Source organism: Thermodesulfobacteriota bacterium (assembly GCA_035325995.1).
Classification (GTDB): domain Bacteria; phylum Desulfobacterota_D; class UBA1144; order Nemesobacterales; family UBA2774; genus JADLGH01.
Genome location: DAOKYU010000005.1, coordinates 241,067 through 266,568, shown reverse-complemented (window position 1 = coordinate 266,568; position 25,502 = coordinate 241,067). Strand labels below are relative to the sequence as shown.

General features: G+C 56.5%; 23 protein-coding genes. 16 read left to right on the top strand and 7 right to left on the bottom strand.

The window, feature by feature from the left end:
* Positions 1-129: 129 nt before the first annotated feature.
* From radC to PKC29_09125, 4 genes are all read left to right on the top strand, one after another.
* Positions 130-825 (top strand): DNA repair protein RadC, encoded by a 696-nt coding sequence (radC, locus tag PKC29_09140; GenBank protein ID HML95577.1) that lies wholly within the window; start codon positions 130-132, stop codon positions 823-825.
* Between the two features lie 43 nt (positions 826-868).
* Complete coding sequence (locus PKC29_09135; protein HML95576.1) at positions 869-1,519, top strand: cation transporter; 651 nt, start codon at positions 869-871, stop codon at positions 1,517-1,519.
* A 191-nt stretch (positions 1,520-1,710) separates the two neighbouring features.
* Positions 1,711-2,271, top strand: a complete 561-nt coding sequence (xrtH, locus tag PKC29_09130; protein ID HML95575.1) for an exosortase H — start codon at positions 1,711-1,713, stop codon at positions 2,269-2,271.
* Positions 2,264-2,905, top strand: a complete 642-nt coding sequence (locus PKC29_09125) for a hypothetical protein (GenBank protein ID HML95574.1) — start codon at positions 2,264-2,266, stop codon at positions 2,903-2,905. The genes xrtH and PKC29_09125 overlap by 8 nt, the downstream gene beginning before the upstream one ends.
* 7 nt (positions 2,906-2,912) lie before the next feature.
* Here PKC29_09125 and PKC29_09120 read toward each other — a convergent pair whose 3' ends face one another.
* Positions 2,913-3,644 (bottom strand): hypothetical protein, encoded by a 732-nt coding sequence (locus tag PKC29_09120; GenBank protein HML95573.1) that lies wholly within the window; start codon positions 3,642-3,644, stop codon positions 2,913-2,915.
* Between the two features lie 359 nt (positions 3,645-4,003).
* Here PKC29_09120 and PKC29_09115 point away from each other — a divergent pair, with 359 nt between their 5' ends.
* The 4 genes from PKC29_09115 to PKC29_09100 all read left to right on the top strand — a co-directional run bounded on the left by PKC29_09115 (position 4,004) and on the right by PKC29_09100 (position 9,725).
* Positions 4,004-5,152 carry a lytic transglycosylase domain-containing protein gene (locus tag PKC29_09115; GenBank protein HML95572.1) on the top strand — a complete coding sequence of 383 codons (1,149 nt, stop codon included), beginning with the start codon at positions 4,004-4,006 and terminating at the stop codon, positions 5,150-5,152.
* Positions 5,153-5,474: 322 nt separating this feature from the next.
* Positions 5,475-7,484 carry a (Fe-S)-binding protein gene (locus tag PKC29_09110; protein HML95571.1) on the top strand — a complete coding sequence of 670 codons (2,010 nt, stop codon included), beginning with the start codon at positions 5,475-5,477 and terminating at the stop codon, positions 7,482-7,484.
* Positions 7,485-7,838: 354 nt separating this feature from the next.
* On the top strand, positions 7,839-8,909 hold the full coding sequence (pabB, locus tag PKC29_09105) for an aminodeoxychorismate synthase component I (protein HML95570.1): 1,071 nt from the start codon (positions 7,839-7,841) through the stop codon (positions 8,907-8,909).
* 6 nt (positions 8,910-8,915) lie between these two features.
* Positions 8,916-9,725: an aminotransferase class IV gene (locus tag PKC29_09100; GenBank protein ID HML95569.1), complete on the top strand. Its 810-nt coding sequence runs from the start codon at positions 8,916-8,918 to the stop codon at positions 9,723-9,725.
* A 184-nt stretch (positions 9,726-9,909) separates the two neighbouring features.
* Here the strand turns inward: PKC29_09100 and mnmE are convergent, their stop codons facing one another.
* From mnmE to PKC29_09080, 4 genes are all read right to left on the bottom strand, one after another.
* On the bottom strand, positions 9,910-11,310 hold the full coding sequence (gene mnmE, locus PKC29_09095) for a tRNA uridine-5-carboxymethylaminomethyl(34) synthesis GTPase MnmE (GenBank protein ID HML95568.1): 1,401 nt from the start codon (positions 11,308-11,310) through the stop codon (positions 9,910-9,912).
* A 115-nt stretch (positions 11,311-11,425) separates the two neighbouring features.
* A complete protein-coding gene (locus PKC29_09090; GenBank protein ID HML95567.1) occupies positions 11,426-12,133 on the bottom strand; it encodes a carboxymuconolactone decarboxylase family protein in 708 nt (235 codons plus the stop codon).
* Between the two features lie 29 nt (positions 12,134-12,162).
* Positions 12,163-12,750: a TetR/AcrR family transcriptional regulator gene (locus tag PKC29_09085; protein HML95566.1), complete on the bottom strand. Its 588-nt coding sequence runs from the start codon at positions 12,748-12,750 to the stop codon at positions 12,163-12,165.
* Positions 12,751-12,969: 219 nt separating this feature from the next.
* Positions 12,970-14,118 (bottom strand): SAM-dependent methyltransferase, encoded by a 1,149-nt coding sequence (locus tag PKC29_09080; GenBank protein ID HML95565.1) that lies wholly within the window; start codon positions 14,116-14,118, stop codon positions 12,970-12,972.
* A gap of 85 nt (positions 14,119-14,203) precedes the next feature.
* Here PKC29_09080 and PKC29_09075 point away from each other — a divergent pair, with 85 nt between their 5' ends.
* The 8 genes from PKC29_09075 (at position 14,204) to gshA (ending at position 23,583) form a co-directional block, all read left to right on the top strand.
* Positions 14,204-14,983 carry a lysophospholipid acyltransferase family protein gene (locus PKC29_09075; protein ID HML95564.1) on the top strand — a complete coding sequence of 260 codons (780 nt, stop codon included), beginning with the start codon at positions 14,204-14,206 and terminating at the stop codon, positions 14,981-14,983.
* 141 nt (positions 14,984-15,124) lie between these two features.
* Positions 15,125-16,291, top strand: coding sequence for an LL-diaminopimelate aminotransferase (locus tag PKC29_09070; GenBank protein ID HML95563.1), 1,167 nt, complete (start codon positions 15,125-15,127; stop codon positions 16,289-16,291).
* 37 nt (positions 16,292-16,328) lie between these two features.
* Positions 16,329-17,870, top strand: a complete 1,542-nt coding sequence (locus PKC29_09065) for a glycosyltransferase family 2 protein (protein ID HML95562.1) — start codon at positions 16,329-16,331, stop codon at positions 17,868-17,870.
* Between the two features lie 108 nt (positions 17,871-17,978).
* Positions 17,979-18,737, top strand: a complete 759-nt coding sequence (locus PKC29_09060; protein ID HML95561.1) for an MBL fold metallo-hydrolase — start codon at positions 17,979-17,981, stop codon at positions 18,735-18,737.
* Positions 18,734-20,026, top strand: a complete 1,293-nt coding sequence (gene purB / locus PKC29_09055) for an adenylosuccinate lyase (protein ID HML95560.1) — start codon at positions 18,734-18,736, stop codon at positions 20,024-20,026. Before PKC29_09060 ends, purB begins: the two co-directional genes overlap by 4 nt.
* 112 nt (positions 20,027-20,138) lie before the next feature.
* The gene (locus tag PKC29_09050; GenBank protein HML95559.1) at positions 20,139-21,263 is read left to right on the top strand and encodes a DsbA family protein; all 1,125 of its coding nucleotides are present in this window, start codon (positions 20,139-20,141) and stop codon (positions 21,261-21,263) included.
* A 135-nt stretch (positions 21,264-21,398) separates the two neighbouring features.
* The gene (locus PKC29_09045; protein HML95558.1) at positions 21,399-22,301 is read left to right on the top strand and encodes an RDD family protein; all 903 of its coding nucleotides are present in this window, start codon (positions 21,399-21,401) and stop codon (positions 22,299-22,301) included.
* A gap of 7 nt (positions 22,302-22,308) precedes the next feature.
* Positions 22,309-23,583 (top strand): glutamate--cysteine ligase, encoded by a 1,275-nt coding sequence (gene gshA / locus PKC29_09040; protein ID HML95557.1) that lies wholly within the window; start codon positions 22,309-22,311, stop codon positions 23,581-23,583.
* A 51-nt stretch (positions 23,584-23,634) separates the two neighbouring features.
* Here gshA and clcA read toward each other — a convergent pair whose 3' ends face one another.
* Together clcA and PKC29_09030 are read right to left on the bottom strand one after the other, a co-directional pair.
* Positions 23,635-24,987, bottom strand: a complete 1,353-nt coding sequence (clcA, locus tag PKC29_09035; protein HML95556.1) for a H(+)/Cl(-) exchange transporter ClcA — start codon at positions 24,985-24,987, stop codon at positions 23,635-23,637.
* Positions 24,988-25,062: 75 nt separating this feature from the next.
* Complete coding sequence (locus PKC29_09030) at positions 25,063-25,482, bottom strand: PPOX class F420-dependent oxidoreductase (protein HML95555.1); 420 nt, start codon at positions 25,480-25,482, stop codon at positions 25,063-25,065.
* Positions 25,483-25,502: the final 20 nt, after the last annotated feature.

The window sequence follows — 25,502 nt, the reverse complement described above, 5'->3', positions numbered from 1 at the left end:
ACTCTCAATCACAAGGCGGGCTCCCTCACAAGGGCAGCCCGCCTTTTTTATTGCCCGCGATCATCTATTCCTCTTTATAAACCTTTTAAAAATTTTACGTTTGAGGTTACAATTTAGCTTTCGTCGATCATGTCTAACGAGCCGCATTATCTGCATCACAGGCAAAGGCTGAGGGACCGTTTCGCGAAGTCGGGCGCGGAAGGGATGCACGACTACGAGCTCCTGGAGCTCCTCCTCACGTACGCCATACCCCGCATGGACGTAAAGCCATTGGCGAAGAGGCTTATCGGCGTGTTCGGCAGCCTCTCGGGCGTCCTCGACGCGGACATGAACAGGCTCGAGAGGGTGCGCGGGGTGGGGCCGATGACGGCGACGCTGATACGGCTCGTGAACCAGCTCTATTCCACGTACCTCGCCGAAAACATGAAGAAGGGGGACGTGCTTTCTTCCCCCGAGGCCGTCCTCAAGTTCGCGCGCGTGCGGCTTTCGGGCCTTAAGCACGAGGCCTTCATGGTCATATTCATGAACACGAAGAACGAGGTCATAGACTACGCCATGCTCCAGGAGGGGACGGTGGATAACGTCGCCGTCTATCCCCGGAGGATTATCGAGAGGGCGCTCGCGCGCCACGCCTCTGGCCTTATACTCGTCCACAATCATCCGAGCGGGAACCCGTCGCCTTCGAAGGAAGACAGGCTCCTCACGCGCGACATAGCGTCTGCCGCGCGCACGCTGGACATCCGCGTCCTCGATCACATAATCGTCGGGAAGGACGGGCACTTCAGCTTCGTCGAGAACGGCATGATGCCCGTGACGGAAAAATAATCGTGCTATCCTTATCAAGAAACGTATCAGCGGTTCATTTGCGATGAAGGATCCGGCGCTATACGACCTTTCCGACCCCCGTGCCGTGCGTAGCCTGCATAAAAAGGCTCTCTACCTCTCCGTATTCACAGTAGCGTATAACTTCCTCGAAGGGATCGTGTCCATAGCCGCCGGCGCCGCCGCAGGCAGCATGGCCCTCGTCGGGTTCGGCCTCGACAGCTTTGTCGAATCGCTCTCGGGCGGGGTTATGATCTGGCGCTTCGGGGGGCGCGGCGCTCTTTCCGAAGAGGAGGAGGAAAGAAGGGAAGCCCGTGCGGTAAGGCTCGTGGGTTATACCTTCTTCGTGCTGGGGGCTTATGTCGCGTACGAGTGCTTGAAGAAGCTGATCCTGCGTGAACCACCCGAGCCCAGCCTCGTCGGAATAGTCATAGCGGTTATATCCCTCGTCGTGATGCCCGCCCTTTTCTACGTGAAGTACAGGCTCGGAAAATCAGTCGGGAGCAGGGGCCTCGTCGCCGATTCCAGACAGACGCTCGCATGTTGCTACCTTTCCCTTTCCCTCCTGGCTGGTCTGGGGCTTAACTATCTCTACGGTATATGGTGGGCCGACCCGGCTGCCGGGCTCGTGATCGTCGCGTTTCTCTTCAGGGAAGGCCTGGAGGCGGTGCGCGGCGAGTACGAAGGCTGCTGCTGAGCCGTTCGTGAGGCGATAATAGAGCCGGCCTCTCCGGCATCTTCCACAATGCCCGGCGCACATTCCCGGACAATTAAATGTTTACATTGTAATCTTTGAAAAAAAGAGATGCCGGATGTATATTTGAGTCCTGTATTTACACGGCCCGAAGCGGCTCAGAGCCCTCACATTCAGCTTATCAACGGAGCCTCATGACGGAAGAAGCGAAAGACCCTAAAGGAAAAGCCGGGCCGGCCCCGGTCAGCGTTTTAAGGTTCGTCATAACGTACGTCGTCCTCATGGGGGTTTTCTTTCTCCTCATCGGGCTCAAGCCCGTTCAGGACGTGTTCGACATAAACGACGGCTACTCGCAGGTGATCGTTTTCCTGACCGCCAAGATACTCGGCGTAATCGGCATCCCGGTTTCGACGCAGGGCTCGCTCATGCATCTCCCGTCCATATCACTGGACGTAGAGTTCGGGTGTAACGGCCTCGAAGCCGTCATGATTTACACGGTCGCCGTCCTTACGTTCCCCGCCACGTGGAGGGAGAGGCTCGTCGGAATAATCGGCGGATTTTTAGTGATACAGGTGCTGAACCTTATAAGGATAGTCGGGCTCGCATACGCGGGCGTATACCACAGGGAGCTCTTCGACGTCATACACCTGTACGTAGCGCAGGGGGTGATGATAGCGGTCGCGCTCGGTACGTTCGTCCTTTACCTGACGTATATAAACCGGAATCAGGGAAAAGGGGAAGAGGCCGTTGAATAAGTCCGTCATTCTAAAGCCGGCTCTTATATTCATCGTCGCCTATCTCGTTTCGCTCGGGCTCTGGCTCGGAATAAAGAACTACTACGGCATGGCCGTGACGACCGTCGCTTCCTACGCGACGGCCATCGTAAAGAACGTAAAAATAGTCGAGATAAAAAGGGAAAAGGACATCGTCACCGTCGGATTCATACCGAAAAAATACGGGGTGACGATTCTTCAGACGAGCATAAACGTCCCGATATCGAACTATACGTTCAACGCCCCGCTCACGTTCGCGATAATGGCGGCGTTCTACCCGTTCCTGAAGAGGCGGCGCGTCTACGCCGAGGCGCTTTTGATAATGGTGGTCGTGCATTTCCTTTTCGTCTTCTCCTACGAGGCGCACGGGCTTACGTCTGAGCTCGAAAAGCAGGGCTACGAAAAGTCCAGCGGGGCGGTGCACATATTCTGGGAGTTCCTGTGGGGATTCATTAACAACATGGTCGTCAGGTTCGAGCCGTTTCTGATAGGAGCGTACCTTTACTTCTTCAGGGACTCCTCGCGGAAGGCCGCACCGGCCGGCGGCCCGAAAGAAAAGACGTACGCCGAACCCCCGCCCAAACGTGCAAGGAAGGGGAAGTGGAAAAAGAAGTGAGCTGCGCTCAGGACGCGGGGCTTTCTTTCCGCCCGATTCCGAGCGCGTTACTCCAGAGGACCCCGAGAAGATATGTCGCGTATATGAACACCACCCCCAGCACGAACGAGGCTGCCACGCCCAGGACGTCCGCCGTGCTGTAGGGCTTTCCGGAAAAGAAGAGCTCTTCTGCGAGCTTGAATACGTCGTCGCTCCTCCACCCCACGGAATTCACCCCGGATGAAATGGACCCGGCTATACGGGATACGACTATGGAGCCCATCTCGTAATAATCACCGCTGAAAGATATGAAAGGGGCGAACGCAACGGGGAGCGCTATACCGAGCTTTACGGCTGCCGCGAGGGGCGGCGAGCCGGCCGCGGACCTGAGAAGGGGCACGCCCAGAAATATGGTAAGAAGGAAGGGCAGGAAGACCGTGTGCATATAGGTCACGTCGCTCCCCTTTGTATCGAACCCGGTGAGCTGCCCCGCGTAGTCGGAGCCCGAATAGACGAAGGGGAATATACTTTCGAGGACGCCTCCCCCGTATAGGGGGCTTATTTCGAGCCTGCTTACGCCCCCGCCGCCTATTATGCACCCGAGGGCGTGCGCGAGCTCGTGGACCGGCACGTACACCCACCACGTGAGTGCGAAGAGGACGAAGATCACGCCTATGTTTACGGCGGAGGCAGTCCGGAGGGCCGCGTCGAGGCCCGAAAAGAAGTCTTCGAGAGGTAGTACTATTATTTTTTTCAGCATTTCGGAGGCCTTCTCATCATAAATAAGAACGCCGCGCGTGTAAATATGCGATTTTCTTCGTACAGTTTATTAGGTTTAATGGTTTAATGCATTAATGATGCATTGTAAACTATAAATCTTATTGACAAATAAAAAGTAAGGCTTTAGAATGAGAGCAAGGCCTGACAATAGATTTTCGGAGGAAAAAGGCCTTTTTAATCGCGCCGGGGATTGCGTGAGGGGCCGGGAAATCTGTTTCACCTCCCCGCGGCGACTGACCGAAGAGATGGAGGATGGGTCTTGAATGTTTCCGCTCTTCAGCTCGTATCGATGCGCGGCCGGATTTCGCTTTGCCGGCTGAGCAGGACGGGTGCGCCCTTATGAAAAGAGGAACGCGAAAAATATCGGTGCGCCGTTTTCTTGCCCTGCTGGGGGCGCTGCCGTTTCTGCTCGGCTCGTTTCCCGGCGACAGCTCCGCCGATACCTCTTTTTATAAAAAAGAGGTCAACGGCGTGGTTCACTACACTAACATCAACCCCAAGAGCAAGGATTTCAAGCGTATCGTGAGCCCCTGGGGCACCTTCCGCGGCACCCCGAAGAGCCGGAGAGGCTATCTCAACAACCACAAGTACTCAGACAAATTCGACAAGCACATAAACATAACGGCCAGGGAGCACGGCCTCGACCCGCTTCTCGTAAAGGCGATGATAAAGGTCGAGTCCAACTTTAACCCCGACGCCGTCTCGCCCGCCGGCGCGATGGGCGTGATGCAGCTCATGCCGGGGACGGCGGAGCGCGTCGGGGTCTCGGACGCGTTCGACCCGGAGGAGAACATCGAGGGCGGCATAAAATACCTGGCCATGCTGATGAAGCTCTTTAACAACAACACGACGCTGGCGCTCGCGGGATACAACGCGGGCGAAAACGCCGTCATAAAGTACGGATACAAGATACCCCCGTACGAAGAAACGATAGAATACGTGGACAGGGTCTACGCCCATTACGATCATTTGAGGAACTATCCCGTCGACAGAAACACCGGGAGCATGGTCGCGAGCGGTAAAGACAAGGCCTCGTCCCGGCGCAATGCCGGATCCTCGAAGCCCTCGAAGTCTTTCATGTACGTCGAAACCGTGAGCGAGGCGAGGGTCTACAAAAATGGGAAAGTGGTCGCTTCCTCCCGCGTGGAGCCCGCCCCCGGAACGAGGGGCAGGACCCTCCTCGGCGCGGGCGGCGTGACTAGGCCCGCGGCCGTGCTGAACGCCGAATCCGCGGTCAGCGGCTCGGAGGGAAGGTATACGGTCCAGGTCGCTTCTTTCCCGGACAGGGCGTCGGCAGAAGAGATGGAGAGGGAGTTCAAGTCCAAGCGCTACCCGGCGTATACCGAGGAAGTAAAGATTCCCGGAAAGGGCACGTGGTACAGGGTGAAGATCGGGAAGTTCACGACCGAGAGCGAGGCCAACAGGTACGGAAACGACATGAAATCGTCCGAGCCGGGCGTAAACTCCATACTCGTCACGATGAACTGACACATCCCCGAAAGGCATTTCACCCCCCGGGACGTGCCTAAACCTGAAAAACAGTTAAAATAGGTAACGGGTGCCGCCCGGAGCGTCCGGACTTGCCGGATGCCTTCAAAGCCGTAGCGATAATATATACAACATATATATGTTATAGCTTCCGGGCGCAGGGAGAATAAGTACATTTTTTTTGCCGGGTAATCTTCAAAATACCTAATAACGGCAAGGCGAAAAGCGGTTTCGAGCTTGACTTGCATACCGCTATTTTTTAAGATACTACTTGTCAAGTTTCGGGGTTACTGCGCCCTCCGGCCCAAGGAGACGATAATATATGAAGCCAATAATAATGGCAGTCCTTATAATAGCCGCCTTCGGCTTTTTTGCGTACAACATATACAACCTGATTAAGCTCCTTCGGCTGGGGAAATATGAACAGCGCTTCGACAACATAAAGGAAAGGATAAGGCTAGTACTCGTATACGTCTTCGGCCAGAAGAGGCTCGTCAAGAACTACACCTTCGCAGGCATAGAGCACTTCATGATCTTCTGGGGCTTCGTCATAATCACGATAGGCACTATAGAGATGCTCATCAGCGGCGTCATCCCCGGGTTCAAGCTCATCCCCGGAAAGGCGCACGTCGCCTACGAATTCATTTTAGACATCGTACAGCTGCTCGTTCTCGTGGCGATAGTAATGGGCATCATAAACAGGACGACCATAGCCAGGAGGCGCGAGGTGAACGGGCTCGACGCCGTCGTCATACTCGGGCTCATATTCGGCCTCATGGTTACGGCGCTTACGGCCATGGGCACGAAGGTCGCCCTCGGCGAAGCAGATCCGACGTGGCTCCCCGTATCGAGCACCATAGCCAGCGTCTTTTTCAGCGGCATGAGCGAGAGCGGCGTCAGGTTCTCGCACGAATTCTTCTGGTGGTTCCACATACTCATAGTGCTCGGGTTCCTGAACTATCTTCCATACTCGAAGCACAGCCACGTATTCACGGCTATACCGAACGTATTTTTCCAGAGCTTAAAGCCGAGGGGGGCGCTCAATCCAATAGACTTCGAGAATGTTCCCGACGACATCGACCACTTCGGCGCGGGGAAGCTCGAAGACTTTACGTGGAAGGACATACTCGACGCCTACACCTGTACGGAGTGTGGAAGATGCACGGACAACTGCCCGGCGTGGCACACCGAAAAACCCCTTTCACCGAGGGAAATCGTAGTGAAATTAAGGCATTACGCGTCGAGCGAGGGGAAGGTCCTCCTCAACGTCAACGGCAATGCCGCCGCCGTGGCCGAGGAGCTGGACACGATACCGGGGCCGAAGTGGGTCACGGAGGAGGAGCTCTGGGCCTGCACGAGCTGTAATGCGTGTGTCGAGCAGTGCCCGCTCTTTATCGACCAGATGGGCAAGATCATGGAGATGAGGCGCTTCCTGACGCTCGAAGGGAGGCTCACCGGCTCGGCAGTGAAGACGCTCCAGAAGCTCCAGACGCAGGGTAACCCCTGGGGCTTCAGCGGCAGCGACCGCGCCGCGTGGCTCGCGGGTTACGAGGGCGTAAACGTCATAGGAGACGAGGGCAACGAGGACGCGAGCGGTTTCGATTACATATACTGGATGGGGTGTTACGGCGGATACGACCCGCGCGGCCAGAAGATCGCGCAGTCGGTCGTCAGCCTGTTAACACAGGCGGGGGTCAATTTCGCCGTGCTCGGGCCGCTCGAAAGCTGCACCGGGGACCCGGCGAGGAGGCTCGGCGAGGAGGCCCTTTACCAGATGCTCGCGACCCAGAACATCGAGACGATGAACGATCTTAAGGTAAAGAAGGTCATCGCAAACTGCCCGCACTGCTTTAACACGATCAAGAACGAGTACCCGCAGTTCGGCGGAAATTTCGAGGTTATAAACCACACGCAGCTCCTTAACGACCTCGTAAGGGAGGGGCGTCTACGCCCGACGAAGGAAGTGAAGGAAGATATCGCATATCACGATCCATGTTACCTCGGGCGGTATAACCGCATATTCGACGCCCCGAGAGAGCTCCTCGAATCGATACCGGGAGTGAACCTGGTCGAGCTCGACAGGAAGCGCGAGCGGAGCTTCTGCTGCGGTGCGGGCGGCGGAAAGATATGGATGGAGGAAGAGGCCCCGCGCGTCAACTGGAACCGCTTCGAGGAGGTCGAGGCGAAGAACCCGGACACCCTGGCCGTGGCGTGTTACTTCTGCGATACGATGTTCGAGGACGCGGCCAAGCAGGCCGGAAACGAGAAGATGCAGATTAAGGACATCTCGATGATCCTTCGCGAGTCCGTCGAACCCGATAAGAAATCCTGATAGATGACAATCCTTGGAGCGCTTTGGATTTATCCAGGGCGCTCCCCGCTTTCCCATTTATTACCAGCTTTCCTTCTCGACCGGCCGATCGGTTTTTTGTGTTTAAATACCCTAGAAAGCGTAAACCGGTGTTCTCACATGGGATTCACTCTACATATATGTAGGTCATATATGTATACTTGAGAAGTGCCTATGAGCAATCTGCCTTCTTTCTCTGCTGTATTCGTCGATTCGGGAAACGGATGGCTCGGTGAGCCCGGTAGGTCGGGCTCGATTGCGTTCGGGGAGCCTCGGCTCAGGATTACTGTCGAGAATGGATTAATATATATTAAAAATGATAAACAAATACTAACAATGAGTCGTAATCCGCTTCGAGTCCTCGAAAGCTACATTGGGGAAGGATTCATAGCCGTGGGTTATATAGGTTATGAGTATGGGGCGGTTACGGAGGACGGCTTTTCGAGGAAAAGGGAGAAGACGGGGAGAAGACTCCCGGACCTTGCCCTTCTGCTCTACAGGCCGGAGGATGAGATGCCGATCGGCTCGGAAGGGCCGGTAGAGGCCAGGCTTTCGGACTCACCGTTTCGGGGGAGGGCGCTGCACGTAACGTCCAATATGGACGAAGCGGAGTACGTAGGTATAGTGGAGCGCGCCAAAAAATACATAGAATCGGGGGATATATACCAGGTCAACCTATCGCGGAGGTTCGAGGTGGAAGGCCGTGTCGATGCCGGGGCGCTCTTCCGGCGATTGTTTCACGTGCAACATGTGCCGTTCGGGGCATACATCGATTTCGGTGACTTTCAGCTCGTGAGCGGCTCGATGGAGCTTTTTCTCCGGAGAAAGGGGAAGACGCTGACCACCTGTCCTATCAAGGGGACCCGGAGCCGGGGGCATTCGCGCGAGGAGGACACGATCAAAAAGGCGGAGCTCCTCCGGAGCGACAAGGAAAGGGCCGAGAACCTTATGATAGTCGATCTCATGCGGAACGACCTCTCCCGTGTATGCAGGAGGGGTTCCGTCAAGGTCGGCAGGCTATTCGACGTCGAAACGTACGCGACTCTTCATCAGCTCGTCTCGGAGGTCGGGGGGCAGGTGGAAGGAGGGGAGGGGGTCTCCGGTATCCTGGAGAAGGTCTTTCCGCCGGGGTCCGTAACGGGGGCTCCGAAGAAGAGGGCGCTGGAAATAATCGACGAGCTGGAGCCACATTACCGGGGGCCCTACTGCGGCGCGCTCGGTATATTTTATCCGGACGGCGACTTTGCGCTCAGCGTCGGCATAAGGACGGCGGTGATCGAGCCCGATAGGACCACGTTCTGGACGGGGAGCGGAATAGTGTGGGATTCGGACCCCGAGGCGGAATTCGTGGAAACGACCCTGAAATCGAAGGCCATGACGAAGGCCCTCGGATTTTCGGAGGGATAGTATCAAGTGGCGGAGCATATATTCATCGAAGACAGGCCCGTAAACGATGCGGCCACTGTGAGAACACTCTTTTACGGCGAAGGCCTTTTCGAGACTTTCAGGTATAAGTCGCGGATGCCGGCGCTGTTCGAGAGCCATTACGAAAGGATGAGAAACGGCGCGGAGTACCTCGGAATACCTATGTACTCGATCTCGTATATCGAGGGGTTGATTGAAAATGCCGTAGCGGCCGCCGGTATAGGGGACGCCTACGTCAAGGTATGCCTCCTTTCGGACGGGAGCACGCTGTTTTACGACCTTCCGTCGAAAAGCGCCGTTTTAACTGTGGTCAGGGAGTATAAGCCGCCTTCGGAGCCGCTCGCGCTTCACGTGGGCTCAGCAAGGAGGAATTCGACCTCGCCCCTATCGCACCTGAAATCACTCAACTATCTCGAAAATGTGCTCGCCCGGAGGGAGGCCGTCTCGGCCGGGTTCAGCGAATGTCTTTTCCTGAGCGACAAGGGGCACGTCGCCGAGTGCTCGGCGGCCAATATATACTGGATAAGGGGCGGTATTCTGTATACGCCGTCCCTGGAATGCGGAGCACTTCGGGGAACCACGAGGGAAGCCCTCTTGCAGGTTGCCGGGGATGCAGGGCTGGATGTCCGGGAGGGGCGTTATTCACCGGACGATCTGTACGAATGCGAGCTTGCGCTAGCCACCAATGCCCTCATAGGTGTGATGCCCGTATCGGTTATAGGGCATATCTCGCTGGATACCGATACCGTGCACCTGGATAGCCTGAGGAAAGTCCTGTTCGAGCGCCTGGGGTGGTAACTACACCGCGAAAAACATGTGGAAAAAAGTGGAAGGATTGTGGATGAATATTTCAACAAAACCTTGAACCATGTCTTAAGTGGCTGGAATTAATAATTAATATTGTTTAACATAGCCTTAACAAATGTGAAATTATTTATCCACAATGATCGTTGTTTCACGTGAAACATGGCGTTGCCCGGATTTATTTGCCGACGCAGAACTTGCTGAAAATGCGGCCGAGTACGTCCTCGGTTGTAACCTCGCCCGTGATCTCCCCCAGTGAATCGAGGGCTACTCTCAGATCGAGCGCCAGGAATTCAGGCGATTCCCCGGCGTCGAGAAGCTTGAGGAACGACGAGAGGCCTTCCGCCGCCTTCTCGATGGCCAGTTTGTGCCTGAGCTCGGTTAATACAATCTCCTCCGCCTCTCCCCGTTTCGCGTTTCCGCGGAGGAGCCCGTTTATGGCTTCTTTCAGGTCCTCTATGCCGGTTCCAGCCTTTGCCGACGTGTGAACCGTCTTCCCGGGGGCGCAGAATCCCCGGAGCTCGCTGTCGCTTACTTTAAGCCCCGCATCCGCCTTGTTGACCGCCAGAACGGCCTGTTTTCCCTCGAGGCTGCTTAAAACCTCGTTATCATCCTCGTCGAGGGGGGCGCTGCCGTCTATAACGCATATTATGAGCTCGGCCTCCGAGGCCTTCTTCTTCGCGAGGTCTACCCCGGCACGCTCTATCTCGTCTCCGGTGGCTCTTATTCCCGCAGTATCGACTAGGCGGAGCGGGAGACCCCTTACGTCTATGCTTTCCTCGATAAAGTCCCTGGTCGTGCCCGGAACGGGACTTACTATTGCCCTTTCCTTCATGACGAGCCGGTTAAGGAGGCTCGATTTGCCGACGTTCGGCTTCCCGATGATGGCTATGCTGACACCGTGTTTCAGAATCCTCCCTTCATTGTAGGTGCTCAAAAGTGCTCCGAGGCCGGCCAGGATATCCTCCGTCCGTGCGATGAGGGCGCTTTTAACGATGGGGTCTATGTCTTCCTCGGGGAAATCCACCTGTGCCTCGACCTCGGCCAGTATGTCGAGGATAATGTCCTTTATTTCCTGTATCTTATGGGACAGTACGCCCTCTAGCTGGAGCTCGGCCTGTTTAAGGGCGTCTCCCGTCCGGGCGTTTATCACGTCCGCTACGGCCTCGGCCTGCGCCAGGTCCATCTTCCCGTTGAGAAACGCCCTCAGCGAGAACTCCCCGGGATTCGCGGGCCTCGCTCCCTGGCCGAATACCAGGTCCATAATCTTTTTGGGTACTATGTGGCCGCCGTGGGAGTGTATCTCGACGACGTCCTCTCCCGTGTAGGAAGCCGGGGATTTCATATACACGGCCAGCACCTCGTCGATCAGCGCCCCGCTTTCCGGGTCAGTGATGTGACCGTGGTAGAGGGTCCGCGGTGTGAAGCCCGGGGCTTCTTCCCCCCCGGCTTCGAATATAGCGCGGATAATATCGAGTGATTCCGGGCCGCTTATGCGTATAACGGCTATTCCGCCGTCCCCGGGAGGGGTGGCTATAGCGGCAATCGTGTCGTCATTGGGGGTAAATGAGGAGCCCATTTAATGGATAAATTACCATAACCGGGCCGGCCGGGCTATCTTCGAACCCTCCCGGCCGCAATAACGAGCAGCCGGGAGGCCGGTATAATCGGATTTGCAAGCTAAGCCGCCTGAATCAAACGGCTGCGCGGGCCTTTTCCTTCTCGTTTATTTCCATCAGGGTCTCCATGGCTATGCTAGTATGGGCAAACGCCGACCCTGCGGCCATGACCATGGCTACGTTAATGGCCTCGGCCATCTTTTCCTTCGAGATCCCCGCACTCCGCGCGTCCTTAACGCAGCCCCTTATGCAGTAAGGGCATTTTGTGAGGTGGGCGCATGCGAGCCCCATTATGCCGCGCTTGAAGTCCTTGGACAGTGCGCCGTCTTCGAAGACCTTTTTCGTGTACTTTTTGAACGACTCGGATATCCCCCCGCTGCAGGCGTGGAAATCGTTTACCTCCTTCAGGATGTTCTTCTTGAAGAAGTGCCCCTCGGTGAGGGGGATGTCGTTATCGAGTGCGTCGTGCGCTTCGAACGCGATGCTGGAATACGCGAATGGAGCGCCCATCGCGAACCTCATCGCGACGTATATCGACTCGATTATCTCCTGGTCAGTCGCTCCCAGGTTCTTGGAGAGCCTTACCCTCGACCTTATACAGTAGGGACAGCCGGTTATGTGCGCCCCTGCAACCGCGATGAGCTGCTTTTCCTTCTGGGTGAGCGCCCCGTCTTTAAACGTATTGTCGTGGAATTCGGACCACGCGCCGTGAAGATCCGGATTGAGCTCCTTAAAATAAGCCATTTCCTTGCCTATTACGCTTTTATACATATGATCGGACATGATGTTGCCTCCCGTTTGTGTGTCGTGTTTCAGGTCGCTTTTAAAAGCGACATAATCATCGCCGTCCCCGAATCGAGCGGCTCCATGGTGCGGTGCGTCTTCACCATCAGCACCATGCCCTCGAGGTGTGAAAGGATCATCTGCGCCATCAGCCTCGGCGAATAATCCCCCCTGAACTCGCCGCTTTCTATCCCTTGCCTGATGCAGCTTTCGAGGGAGTCTTCCCACATATCGAAGAACGACGAAAGCATTTCCCTGAAGTTATCGTTGGTTCCGCACATCTCCACGGCGAGGTTGCCGAAGGGGCATCCCGCGGGAGGTATCTGGCTCCTGTGGTAAGCCGCGACGCGCCTGTAGAATTCCGAGAGCCGCCCGGCAGGCGGGAGCGAGGTGTTTCTGAGCGTGGGCTCCAGCACCTCCGCCTCGTAATGCCTTATCCGCTCCCTCAGGGCCTCGAGACCGAGCTCCTCCTTGCTGTTGAAGTGGTAGTAAAGATTGCTCCTCGTGACGCCGCTCACCCTCGTAATATCGTCGAGCGAGGTCTGCTGGAAGCCGTGCCTGTGGAAAAGCGCCTGGGCGCTGTCGATAATCTTTTTCTTGCTACCGCTTATGGACAAAGAATATCCCCTCCTCGTACCTGATAAAATATCCTCTCCACTGACATCCTCTTCACTAACCCGCTTTCGCTGCCAATCCCCTTCTCTAACCCCTTATCACAATAGTACTGACCACCCAGTCCTAATTATATTGCGAAAGGAGACATGCTGTCAAGAGATTATTTTCTCGGTAACCAATTATTAAATGAACGGCCGGGATTATGTAAGAATCGGGATGAGTTAAGTAACGCCGAAGCTGATAGTCAGGGGCGACTCGGGATAAAACCCTTCGAGCTCGCGGCCAAGCCCTTTTGCCTGAAGCAATGCCCTGAAGCTGTGTCCCATGGAGCCCGGGAGGAAAAGGCCCTTTATGGCCGAAAGCGCTTTAACCTCCCTCAGCTCCTTGCTTTTTTTTGCCGGGCTCTCCCTTTCGAGTATCTCCAGGACGCCCCAGTCTATAAGAAACTGGCCCTGCGTGGTGTATTTCACCTCCCTGAGGCCGGTTTCCTCGCCGGCCCGTACAAGGAGGCTGAAATCTACGTGCGCCGTAATGTCCTGCTCACCGATGCGGATGTACGGGTCCTCGCTCACCGTGTGTCTGTAGATACACTTGTATGTCCCTTTCATCCTGTCCGGTCCGAAAAGCTCGTCCCGGAGGTAGCCGTAGTCTATTGTCAGGGCGAAGCCTTTCTTTAAAACCCGCGCGATGTCTTCCAGGCATTCAGCAGAGCCGAGGTTAACCTCTACCTCCTGCCCCTCGACGAAATCGTCCTTCCAGCCGAAGTACTCCTCTATATCGGGCGCAGGCCCGTCGCCCGTCGTTTCGATAAGCCGCCCGTCTTCGAGTGTTACGAGTATTTCGCGAATCCTCCCGCCCTCGAACCTCGCCCGCCTGAAGGGGAGGGCGTCCATGAGCTCGTTCGAGAGCAGGGCGCCGGTTACGCTCTCCGCGCCGAGGGCGTCGAGAGATTCGGCGAACCTCACGCGCCCCCGGTGCCCGCCGAGGAGCGTCTCCGCCTCGCGTATCGCGGCGGGGCTCTTCTCTATTACGACGTAGCTCGTCCGGCTGTATACCCCGGGCGCGTTCTCCCTCAGAGAGTGCAGAATGTCGGACGCGAGGAGCCCTCGTCCCGCGCCGGGCTCGGCCACTGTAAACTCGCCGCCCCCCAGCGTCTCCGCCGCCTTAACGAGGAACCGGGCGATGGTTTCGCCGAAGGCGGGATGGACACAGGGGCTCGTGTAGTAGTCGCGCTCCTTTCCGATACGCGCGCCGCCCGATGTATAATAGCCGTAGCCAGGGTGATAGAGCGCAAGCTCCATGAAGCGGTCGAACTTCATCGGGCCGCTGCCCGCTATCTCGTCCTTTATGATTTCCGTAAGGGGGCTCATGGGCGTGTTTATTTTCTCCCGGCTGAAGTAGATTATATCTGAAACCGCTTCGGTAGAGACAGCCCGGCGCCGGTTATCGAATTATATGAGATACTTTCTGAAAGCGCTTAAAATAGCGGCGTTCGTGCTGCTCGTCGTGACGTTCCTCGCCGTATCGTTCGCCGTCGATCTCGCGGTCGGGAACGAAAAATCGAAGCGCCTTTATTTCTCGCGCATATCCTCTTTCTACATGAAAATGGCGCTCGCAGTTCTGGGCGTCAGGGTGAGGGTGATAAACCCGGAAAGGCTCGTCCCCGGCCGAGGCTCGTTCATGGTGTGTAACCACCTCTCCTACATCGACGTATTCGCTATATTCTCGAACGTCCCCGCGGTATTCGTCGCCAACTCGGAGCTCGAAGAGGCCTTCCTCCTAGGGACCATTATAAAGTATTCCGGCGGGGTATTCGTCGAGAGGAGGGGGCGCGCCCGGCTCCTCCGGGACATGGAAAGCATAACGGGCATGCTCGACCTCGGGCTTAACGTGGTCCTCTTCCCCGAGGGCACGACGTCCGACGGGAGCGGCGTTTCGCCGTTCAAGAGCTCCTTTCTCGCAGCCGCCGAGGGGAGGGAGGTCCTGCCCCTCTGCATAAAGTATAAAACCGTCAACGGCGCGCCCATAACACCCGAGAACTCGCCGCTCGTCTATTATTACGGAGATATTACATTTTTCGAGCACTTTTTCAGGTTCCTCGGTCTCGAATCGGTCACTGCCGAGCTCACGGCCCTGGGGCCCGTAGACGCGCACGGGCTTTCGAGGAAGGAAATAGCCGATATTGCCTGCCGGGAGATAGGCTCGTGCTATCTCGATGATACTTATACCGGTTAAATCCCGCTATGTATTTACACGCGTTTATGTTATTCAGTTGTTATATCCGCAGAGGATGCGCCCCCGGAGGAAGCTTGCCCTAATACTTTAGTTTGGTTATGATAAATGCTCTTAAAGGGCAATAATAAAGGAGAATTTCAAATGGATTTGAAGTGGGCGAAGCGAATCGCGGACCTTCCGCCATACCTTTTCGCAGAGATAGACGCCAAGAAAAACGAGATGAGGGCAAAGGGGATGGAGATAATCGACCTCGGCGTGGGCGACCCCGACATTCCGACCCCGGATTTCATAATAGAAGCGCTCAAAAAGGCCGCGGACGACCCCAAAAATCATCGCTATCCTTCGTACGAGGGCATGCCCGCTTACAGGGAGGCGGTAGCGGAGTGGTACAAGGAGCGCTTCGGCGTCTCGCTTGACCCCGCGACGGAAGCCGTCGCGCTCATAGGCTCGAAGGAGGGCATAGCCCATACGCCGCTCGCGTTTTTAGACCCGGGCGACGTCGGCCTCTACACTGACCCCGGTTATCCCGTCTATCCGACGTCCATAAGCTTCGCGGGGGGTATACCGCACGCGGTGCCGCTCCTTAAAGAAAACGGGTTCCTTCCCGACCTCGACGCCATACCCGAGGACGTAAAGCGGAAGGCGAAGATATTTTTCGTGAATTATCCCAACAACCCGACGACGGCCGTGGCCGACGCGGACTTTTACAAGAGGCTCGTAGAGCTCGGGCAGAAGTACGACATACTCATCTGCCACGACGCCGCCTACACCGAAATCGCGTACGACGGATACGAGCCCTACAGCTTCCTTCAGTTCGACGGCGCGAAAGAAGTGGGAATCGAGTTTCATTCCCTGTCGAAAACGTTTAATATGACAGGATGGAGGATTGGTTTCGCCGTGGGCAGCCCGAAGGCCGTGGGAGGGCTCGGCAAGATCAAGACCAACATAGATTCCGGGGCTTTTCAGGCCGTCCAGGCGGCGGGCATCGAGGCGCTCAAGCACTATAAGCTCGGACTCGAAGACAGGAAGAAAATATTCCAGGAGAGGCGCGACATTTTCTGCAAGGGACTCGACGAGGCAGGGCTCAAATACGAAAAGCCGAAGGCGACCTTTTACATATGGTTCGAAGTGCCCGAAGGCCTTACCTCGAAGGAATTTTCGGCGAAGCTTCTGACCGACACCGGGATAGTCGTAACGCCCGGCACCGGGTTCGGAAAGTACGGGGAAGGCTATGCGAGAATTTCGACTACCTTCAGCACCGACAAGATAATTCAAGCGGTGGAAAGGCTGAAAGAGGTCAAATACTGACCCCTTTCCCAAATGAAAAGGCAGCGGGAAATTAGAAGTGGAATATTTTATTTTAACTTCTAAAATCGTATTAACCTTACTTTACACGTTAACCCTTATACTCCTCTGCATTTTCGGCCTTCACAGGTATTACCTGTCCTACCTTTACGGCAGGTGCAAGAACAAAAAGCCCGTTCCGAAGGAGAAGTTCGCGGTCCTTCCGAAGGTTACCGTGCAGCTTCCCGTATACAACGAGATGTACGTCGTGGAGCGCCTCGTCGATTCCGTAAGCAAGCTCGACTATCCGAAAGACCTCCTGGAGATACAAATACTCGACGATTCCACCGACAGGACGGCCGAAATCGCCGCCGCATGCGCGGAAAGGTACAGGGCCGAGGGTTTTAACATAAAGCATATACACAGGGAGAACAGGCAGGGCTACAAGGCCGGGGCCCTCCGCGAAGGGCTCGAAAAGGCCGAGGGGGAGCTCGTAGCGGTGTTCGACGCCGATTTCATGCCCCCTCCCGAGTTCCTGAAAAACACGGTCGATTTCTTCACCGACCCCGTGATCGGCATGGTGCAGGTGAGGTGGGGCCACGTCAACCTCGATTACTCGAATCTCACGAGGGCCCAGTCCATACTACTCGACGGCCATTTCGTCATCGAGCAGACGTCCCGGTTCAACCAGGGCATGTTCTTTAACTTTAACGGCACGGCGGGCGTGATACGAAAGGAATGTATAGAGTCCTCGGGCGGCTGGCAGCACGATACCCTGACCGAAGACCTAGACCTCAGCTACAGGGCGCAGCTCGCCGGGTGGAAGCTCGTATACGTGAAGGACATGACCGCGGACGCCGAGCTCCCCGTCGACATGAACGCGTTCAAGAGCCAGCAGCACAGGTGGGCCAAGGGCGGCGTCCAGACGGCGATAAAGCTCCTCCCCAGGATATTCAGGGATAAGAACCTTCCTTTCAGGGTGAAGCTCGAAGCCTTTTTCCATCTCTTCGGCAATATTTCCTATCTCCTGCTGCTGCTGCTCTTCCTCCTCATGTTCCCGGTGGCCCTCTTCTGGAGGCACCTCGGCTGGGAAAGCAGCGTTGCGATGAACATCTTCGCGATAACGGCCGGGACGTTCAGCTTCGTCCTGTTCTATATAATCACGGTGAAGGAAGTTCACGGCAAGAAATGGCTCGGCTACCTCAAATACGTCCCGCTCGCGATTTCCATAGGGGCGGGAATGGCGGTCAACAATTCCAAGGCCGTGCTGGAGGCCCTCCTCGGCAAGACCTCCGAGTTCCGGAGGACGCCGAAGTTTGCCGTCACCTCGCGCGCCGACAACTGGCGCTCGCGGAGCTACGTCGTCTCGAAGGAGATCACCGCGATAGTCGAAATAGCGTTCGGGCTCTTCTTCACGGTCCAAACGGTTTTCGCCCTGTACATGGGTTACCTTCCGTGGATACCCTTTCTTCTTCTTATCCAGTTCGGCTTTTTCTACACGGGGCTTTTGTCCATACTCCACGGCTCGGGCAGAAAGGGCGTCCCTGCAGGCGTGAACGCCATCATGCCGGAGCCCGCGCTCACGAGGGATAAAAAATTCTGACGGCGGCCGGCAGCGGGCGGCCCGTTTATTCGCCCCGGTGTATACACGGCGGACGTCATCGTGTATGTTGCATCTAACCGGGATTTTAAGAGAGGCATGAATATATAAATGAGGGTGTGCACGCTTGCGAGCGGTAGCTCGGGAAACTCGCTCTATATAGAATGCGGCGCGACCAGGATACTCGTCGACGCCGGTATCAGCCGGAGGCAGATGACCCAGAGGCTTGCGTCCATCGGGGTCTCGCTCTCGGATATAGACGCCGTAGTGGTGACGCACGAGCATTCGGACCACACGTCGTCCCTTCCCCGGCTGGGGCTTCCGGCCTACGTCGCCTCGGCGACCGCTCATCTATGGAGGGAGAAGGTCCCCGAGCTCGCCGAGTTCGAGAGCGACAGGCCGTTTACGATAAAGGACCTTTACATTACGCCGTTTTCGGTCCCCCACGACGCGCTCGACCCCGTGGGATTTACGATAGAGGCGGGAAACGGCTCCAAGATAGGCATAGCGACGGACATAGGGACGGCGACGTCTCTCGTAAAGGAGAGGTTGAGGGGCTGCACCGCACTCGTACTCGAGTTCAATCACGACCCGGAGATACTCCTTTACAGCCACTACCCGTGGGACCTCAAGCAGAGGATAAAGGGCCGCCTCGGCCATCTCTCGAACGGCCAGGCGTCGGAGCTCCTGGGCGCGCTCATCCACCACGGGCTCAGGCACGTCGTGCTCGCGCACCTGAGCCAGGTCAACAACAGGCCCGAGGTCGCCTACGAGTCGGCGTTCGGGGTTTTAAGGAAAGCGGGCGGCGAGTCGGACATAGCGATATCCGTCGCGCCCAGAAAACAAGCAGGGGAGGTATTCGGAATTTGATAGAAAGATATTCGAGGCCCGAGATGTCGGCCATATGGACGGACGAGGCCAAGTACAACAACTGGCTCAAGGTCGAGATCGCCGTTTGCGAGGCCTGGGCGAAATACGGCCGCATACCGAAGAGCGCCGTCAAGGTGATAAAAAAGAAGGCGGGGTTCGAGGTCGTCAGGATTAACGAGCTCGAAAAGGAGCTGAAGCACGACGTCATATCGTTCCTGACGTCCGTTTCGGAGCACGTCGGCGAGGAGGCGAGGTTCATACACCTGGGCCTTACGTCGTCGGACGTTCTCGACACGGCCTTCGCGCTTCAGTTGAGGGACGCTTCCGACATACTGGTAAAGGACCTGAAACAGGTAGCGAAAATACTGAAAAAACTGGCGTACAAGTACAAGAACACGCCGATGGTGGGTAGGACCCACGGCATACACGCCGAGCCCAAGACCATGGGGCTCGTCTTCGCGCTATGGTACGACGAGATGAAGCGGAACACGGAGCGCATGAAGAGGGCGCGCGAGGTCGTAAGCGTCGGCAAGATATCGGGCGCCGTGGGCACGTTCGCGAACGTGCCGCCCGAGATAGAGGAAGACGCGTGCAGGAGGCTCGGGCTCAGGGCCGCGCCGATATCGACGCAGATCGTGCAGCGGGACATACACGCCGAGTTTTTCGTGACGCTAGCCATAATCGCGTCCTGCATAGAGAAGATCGCGACGGAAATAAGGCACTTTCAGAGGACCGAGGTTTTAGAGCTCGAAGAGCCGTTCACGCACGGACAGAAGGGGTCGTCGGCGATGCCGCACAAGAGAAACCCCGTCCTTTCCGAGAACCTCTCCGGGCTGGCGCGCCTCGTAAGGTCCTACGCGCTTCCGGCGCTGGAAAACATTCCGCTCTGGCACGAGAGGGACATAAGCCATTCGTCGGTGGAAAGGGTGATAGGCCCGGACGGGACCATTCTCCTCGACTTCATGCTGACGAGGCTTTCGGGTCTTCTCGACGGCCTTCAGGTCTACCCGGAGAACATGAAACGAAACCTGTGGCTGACGCGCGGGCTGATATTTTCGCAGAAGGTGCTCTTAAAGCTCGTCGAGAAAGGGCTTTCGAGGGAGGATGCCTACAGGCTCGTCCAGGAAAACGCCATGAGGACGTGGAGAGGGGAGGGGGATTTCAAGGAGCTCCTTTCGGGGGACAGGGCCGTGTCCGCCGCGCTCACCCCCGGCGAGCTCGACGAGTGCTTTGATGAAACGGCCGATTTAAAGAACGTCGACCGCATATTCGAGAGGGTGTTTGCATAGACCAAAATCTAATGATTATAGATAGAAGCGGCTGATTTGAGCCCTCATTTTTTATTGCATTATAAACATTCAGTGGTATAGTTTTAGCTAATCTATACCCAAGGAGGCAAGTATGAGATTTAGATTTTTATCTCTTGCAATACTATCTATTACTTTCCTGATAGTAAGTGCGGCTGCTTATGCGCAGCAGATTTCCAAGGAGGAGAACGAAAGACTCCAGGAGTTCTTCAAGAACAGGTTCGGGGTGAACATCCCGTCAGACAGCAAAATAGAGATCGAGGGCTTCGAGAAGAGCCCGGTAGGCGATCTCAAGTCGGGTAAGTTCGTGATCCAGTCGGCGGCAGGCGCTCAGGAAGTCCCCTTCGTCATAAGCGGCGACGGAAAGTACATCCTCATGGGCAACGTGGTCGATACGAAGAAATTCGAGGCCACCCCGATAAAGGGCATCAAGAAGGGCGCGGTGCCGATTCCAAGGGGCGAGTTTCCCCTCCTCATGACCGACGACGGGAAGTATCTCATAATCAACAGTGAAATCGTCGACACGGGGACGTTCAAGGAGTCGGAGCTTAAGGGCTTTAAGGGCGGCTCTTTCATAATGGGCGGCTCGCAGCAGGTGCCGGTATACATAAGCGATAACGGTCAGTACCTCGTTCTCGGCACCGAGATGATGGACACCACCATCGACCCGCATCAGGAGATCATGGAAAAGATTTCGCTCGAAGACGTACCGGTCAAGGGCAACAAGGACGCCAAGGTCGTAGTCGTCGAGTATTCCGACTTCCAGTGCCCGTTCTGCAAGAGGGGCAAGGACATGCTTCCCGATATACTGAAAACGTATGAGGGCAAGATAAGCATCTCCTACAAGCAGCTCCCGCTCCGGAACCACAACTGGGCGATGCCCGCGGCCATAGCGTCCGAATGCGCATACCAGCAGGGTAACGACAAGTTCTGGGAAATGCACGACAAGCTCTTCGACAACCAGAAGCAGATAACCCTCGAAAATTCCGAACAGAAGTTCAACCAGTTCGCGAAAGAGATCGGGCTCGATACAAAGAAGTTCGATGCGTGCCTCGACTCGCCCGATGTGAAGGCCAAGGTCGAGAAGGACGTCGCCGAGGCGACGGCTATAGGCGTTCAGTCCACGCCGACGTTCGTCGTGAACGGCATGATAGTCCCGGGTGCGAATCCCGAAGGCCTGAAATCCGCGATCGACATCAAGCTTTCGCAGGACTCGTAAACATAAAATTCAGACCACAAACGGTGCGTCCTATCCCGAAACAGCCGACGTCAGGCAGAGCCGGTATTACGGGGTAGGGCGCATTTTTTTATTTTTAGCGTATCTTCTATATAATACTTCTTCCGGCAGGCAAAAATGAAGTGCCCTACTTGCGGATACAACAGCTTCGATCATCTCGACACCTGCAAGAAGTGCGGCTCCCCGCTGAGGGGCGACCCCAGAATGAGGCCGGTGATCGACACCCCGACGGAAGACGAGTACGAGCCCCGGCCGAAGTTTCGTCCGGAAAATACTTCCGGGGAAGACTCCCGGTCCGACGAATTTCTCGACATACCGATAAACGAAGGCCGTTCCCCCTCCGAACGCGAAACCGACGAAGGCACTCCGGAAGCGCGGCGGGAGCGGAGGGAGCAGCTCGATTTATTTGGTGAATCGGAAGCCGCATCGGGTGTCTCTAATGAATCGGCAGGGGGGGAGCCCGACCTGCTGGAAGGGGGCAGGCCAGAAGACTGGCTGCCTCCGGACCCGGGCGGCCCAGATAAATACGTAGATAGGTACGAGGACCCCTTCGCCGGGGAAGAGCAAAATGCGGAGCCAGGAGCCGCATATCGCGGACGCGAGGCCGACGAGGTCTACAACCTCGCAGGGTTTTTTCCGCGGACGGCGGCGTTTTTTGCGGACCTCGTGATAGTGGCGGCGATAGCATACATCACGCTGAAAATAAGCTTCATGGTTGCCGGCGCCGGCGGAGAGACCCCGGGCATGAATTATCTATACCCGGTTCTTTTTCTTCTCGCCTCCACATACTTTATTTTCCTTCATGCCCTCGGCGGGAAGACTATAGGCAAGATGCTTATGGGCATAAGGCTCATAAACGACGAGGGGGGAGACGTCGGGATATGGGACGCGTTTTTGAGATGGTTCGGCTATTTTATCTCGGCGGCCGTTATGCTGGCCGGATTCTTCTGGGCGATATTCGATTCGGAAGGGCAGGCGTGGCACGACAAGATAGCCGGGACTTACGTCGTAAAGGATTAAAGCGTAAATGAAAAAACTAAGGGAAATAAACGAAAAGATATCTCAAAACCGCGAGAGTCTCGAATCATGGGCGCTCGGGAAGGCCGAGAAAGAGTTCGTTCCGCTCTACTCCTCGGTCGATCTCCGGATATCCGATTACAAGATAGCCCCCGTCGATACGAATATCTTCCCGGCGGGGTTCAACAACCTGTCCCCGGAATCGAGGGACAGGGCGTCCGGGCTGTTCAAGGCCTACTTCAGTCAAAAGCATCCGAACGTAAGGAACATCACGATTATCCCCGAGCTCCACACGAGGAACCCCTACTACTGGGAAAACGTTTCCGTTCTCAGATCCATACTCGTAAAAGTCGGCTATTTGGTGGACATAGGAATAGTCAGCGACGACTTTACACAGGACAGCGCGACGTTCAAAGCCCAGAACGGCGAAGACGTCACGGCGTACAAGGTCAAAAAGGAAGACCACAAAGTTTTCACGTCGAACTCCGTCCCCGACCTCCTCCTTATAAACAACGATTTTTCGGAGAGGTGCCCGAAATCGCTTAACGACATAATCCAGCCCGTGGAGCCGCCGGTCGAAATCGGCTGGCACACCCGCCGGAAGAGCGTTCATTTCGATTTCTACAACAGGCTCGCACGCGAAGCGGCGGATATAATCGGCATCGACCCCTGGATAGTAAGCATCGAGACCGTGCCGGTGGAAGGGGTCGATTTCGACGATCCGGCGGACAGGGAAAGGGTCGCCGAAGTAGCCGCCAGAATACTCGACAGGCTGAAAAGGGAATACGAGGCGAGGGGGGTAAGCGACAAGCCCTACCTCTTCATCAAGAGTAACTCCGGCACATACGGCATGGCCGTTATAAGCGTCTCGGGGCCCGAGGAGATAAGAAACCTCAACGCCGAGGGCAGAAAGCGGATGCGCGTGAGCAAGGGGGGGAAGCCCGTCCGGGATATAGTAATACAGGAGGGCATACCGACGACGCTGGCCCACGGCGCCGACTCCGCCGCGGAGCCCGTCTTTTACCTCGTGAACGCCAAGGTCGCGGGTGGATTCCTGAGGGTGAACAGCGGGAAGAGCGGCCTCGAAAACCTGAACACGCGCGGCATGGAATTCGTCCCCCTGTATTATCACGGGAGCCCGGTCGAAAGCGGGGCCGAGTGCGTCGTCTGCTCGCCCGCGCACGAGCTCGTCTCCTCGATAGCCAGCATCGCGGCCGGCTACGAAATCGAGGAGATATTGAGAGAGGGCGGATGCAAGGACGACGAAACCGGAGCGCGCGCCTGATCCATTCCCGGGGCGGTGCGCGGCGGCTCGAACACCGTCTTTCCCCGGCCTCTACTTTTTCGCCAGGTTTAAGGTCCTTCTCAGGAGCACCGTGTATATCGGCTTTCCGCCGAGCCCTTCCGCGACGACCGTAGCCGTGAGGCACGTGATTATGAGCGGAAGTATGAGGAAATAGTTACCCGTCATCTCTATCGTCAGCGCTATACCCGTAAGCGGCGCCCTTACGGTTGCGCAGAAGAGGGCCGCCATCCCGGCCACGGCGAAGGATTCGGGCCTTATGTCGACACCGGGAAAAAAGAAGCCCGCGTAGTGCCCGAACCACATTCCGAAGAGGGTGCCCAGGGCAAGCATCGGGGCGAATATCCCACCGGGCGCGCCTGAGCCGTAGCTTACCATTGTTGTCCCGAACCTGGCCGCGAACAGTATCAATAGAACCATCACGGGAAAGGTCCCCGTAAGGGCCTTGGGTATGACAGCGTATCCGCCGCCGATAGTATCGGGGAAAAACCACGCGAGAAGTCCTATAAGCCCCCCGACCAGCAGGCCCGTCAGGGAAAAGAGATAACCCTTCAGGTTCGCGAAGAAGTCGAGCGTCTTTACGAGAAGGAAGTTAAAGAGCACCCCGAATACCCCGAACACTATTCCGAATACGAGAAAGAGCCAGAGGGAAGAGAGGGCGGGGGCGGAGAGCATCTGCATGGATATGTCCGGCTGCTGGCCCATTATTGCGCGGAGCGCGATGTCGGACGCGGCCGACGCCACGAGCACGGCCTGCACCGAGAGAAAGCTGTATTTAAACTCGGGGCGCATCTCCTCGAAGACGAACAATATGCCCGCGAGCGGGGCGTTGAACGCCGCCGTCAGGCCGCCCGCGGCGCCCGCGGCTATGAGGGCGTGGGAGTCGTCCTTCGATACCCTGAAAATATCGGAGACCATCTTCCCTATATTGCCGCCCATCTGTATCGTCGGCCCCTCGCGGCCGAGCACCATCCCCCCGCCGAGGGACAAAAGGCCGCCTAGGAACTTTACGGGCAGGACGAGCTTCCACCTTATGGGCCTTATGTCGTCGAGAGCGCCCTCTATCTCGTGGACGCCGCTCCCGCCCGTCTCGGGCGCGACCCTTCTTACCAATAGAAACGCCAGGAATACGAGGACCGCGGAAAATAAAACGGACGCCATGACGAGTACGGAGGTCGACTGCGGCAGGCTGTCCATAAACATCTGCCTGAGCCCGCCGACCTTGTCTATCGAGATTTGAAACAGTGCGCCGACGATACCGGTAAGGCCGCCGGCTATGGCGGCCCAAAAGATGAGCGGGGTGAATTTTCTCTCGGACGCGAGAAATCTTTTAAGAACCTTCGACAGTTCCGCGCTGCCTGTCTTCCGCTCAGAGTGAATCTCCATCCATTCCTCCGGGGGTGAAACAATAAATTATAATCCGGTATTCCCGCTCGCGGCGAATCCGGGATCGGAGCTTGTCTACCAGGCCGTAACGTCGCGGTACGAGATTATTTTCGAAGGGGTAATCCTGACGAGTACCTCGCCCTCCCCGGAATTCCTCTTCCCGAAGGCTTCGGCCTCCGCCTGCCCCACGTACCTTCCCGCTATCCGCTTCGCCCAGTTGTGGAGCTCTTCGGGGTCTTCGGACAGCTCGGCCGTGCCTTCTATCATCACGAAAGAGTAGGGCGGGGCCTGGTCGTCTACGGCCATACAAACCCTGGGGTCCCTTTCCATGTTCCTCCCCTTGACCGTTTCGGCCCCGGTCGTGAAAACGAGGCTGTCGCCGTCGAGGTCGTACCACACGGGCACGACGTGCGGCGAGCCGTCTTTCCTTACCGTCGCGAGCTTGCCGGTCTTGGTGCCGTCCAGAAGGAATTTCCTCCGTTCAGCGTCACTCATTTCAGGCATGGGAAACCTCC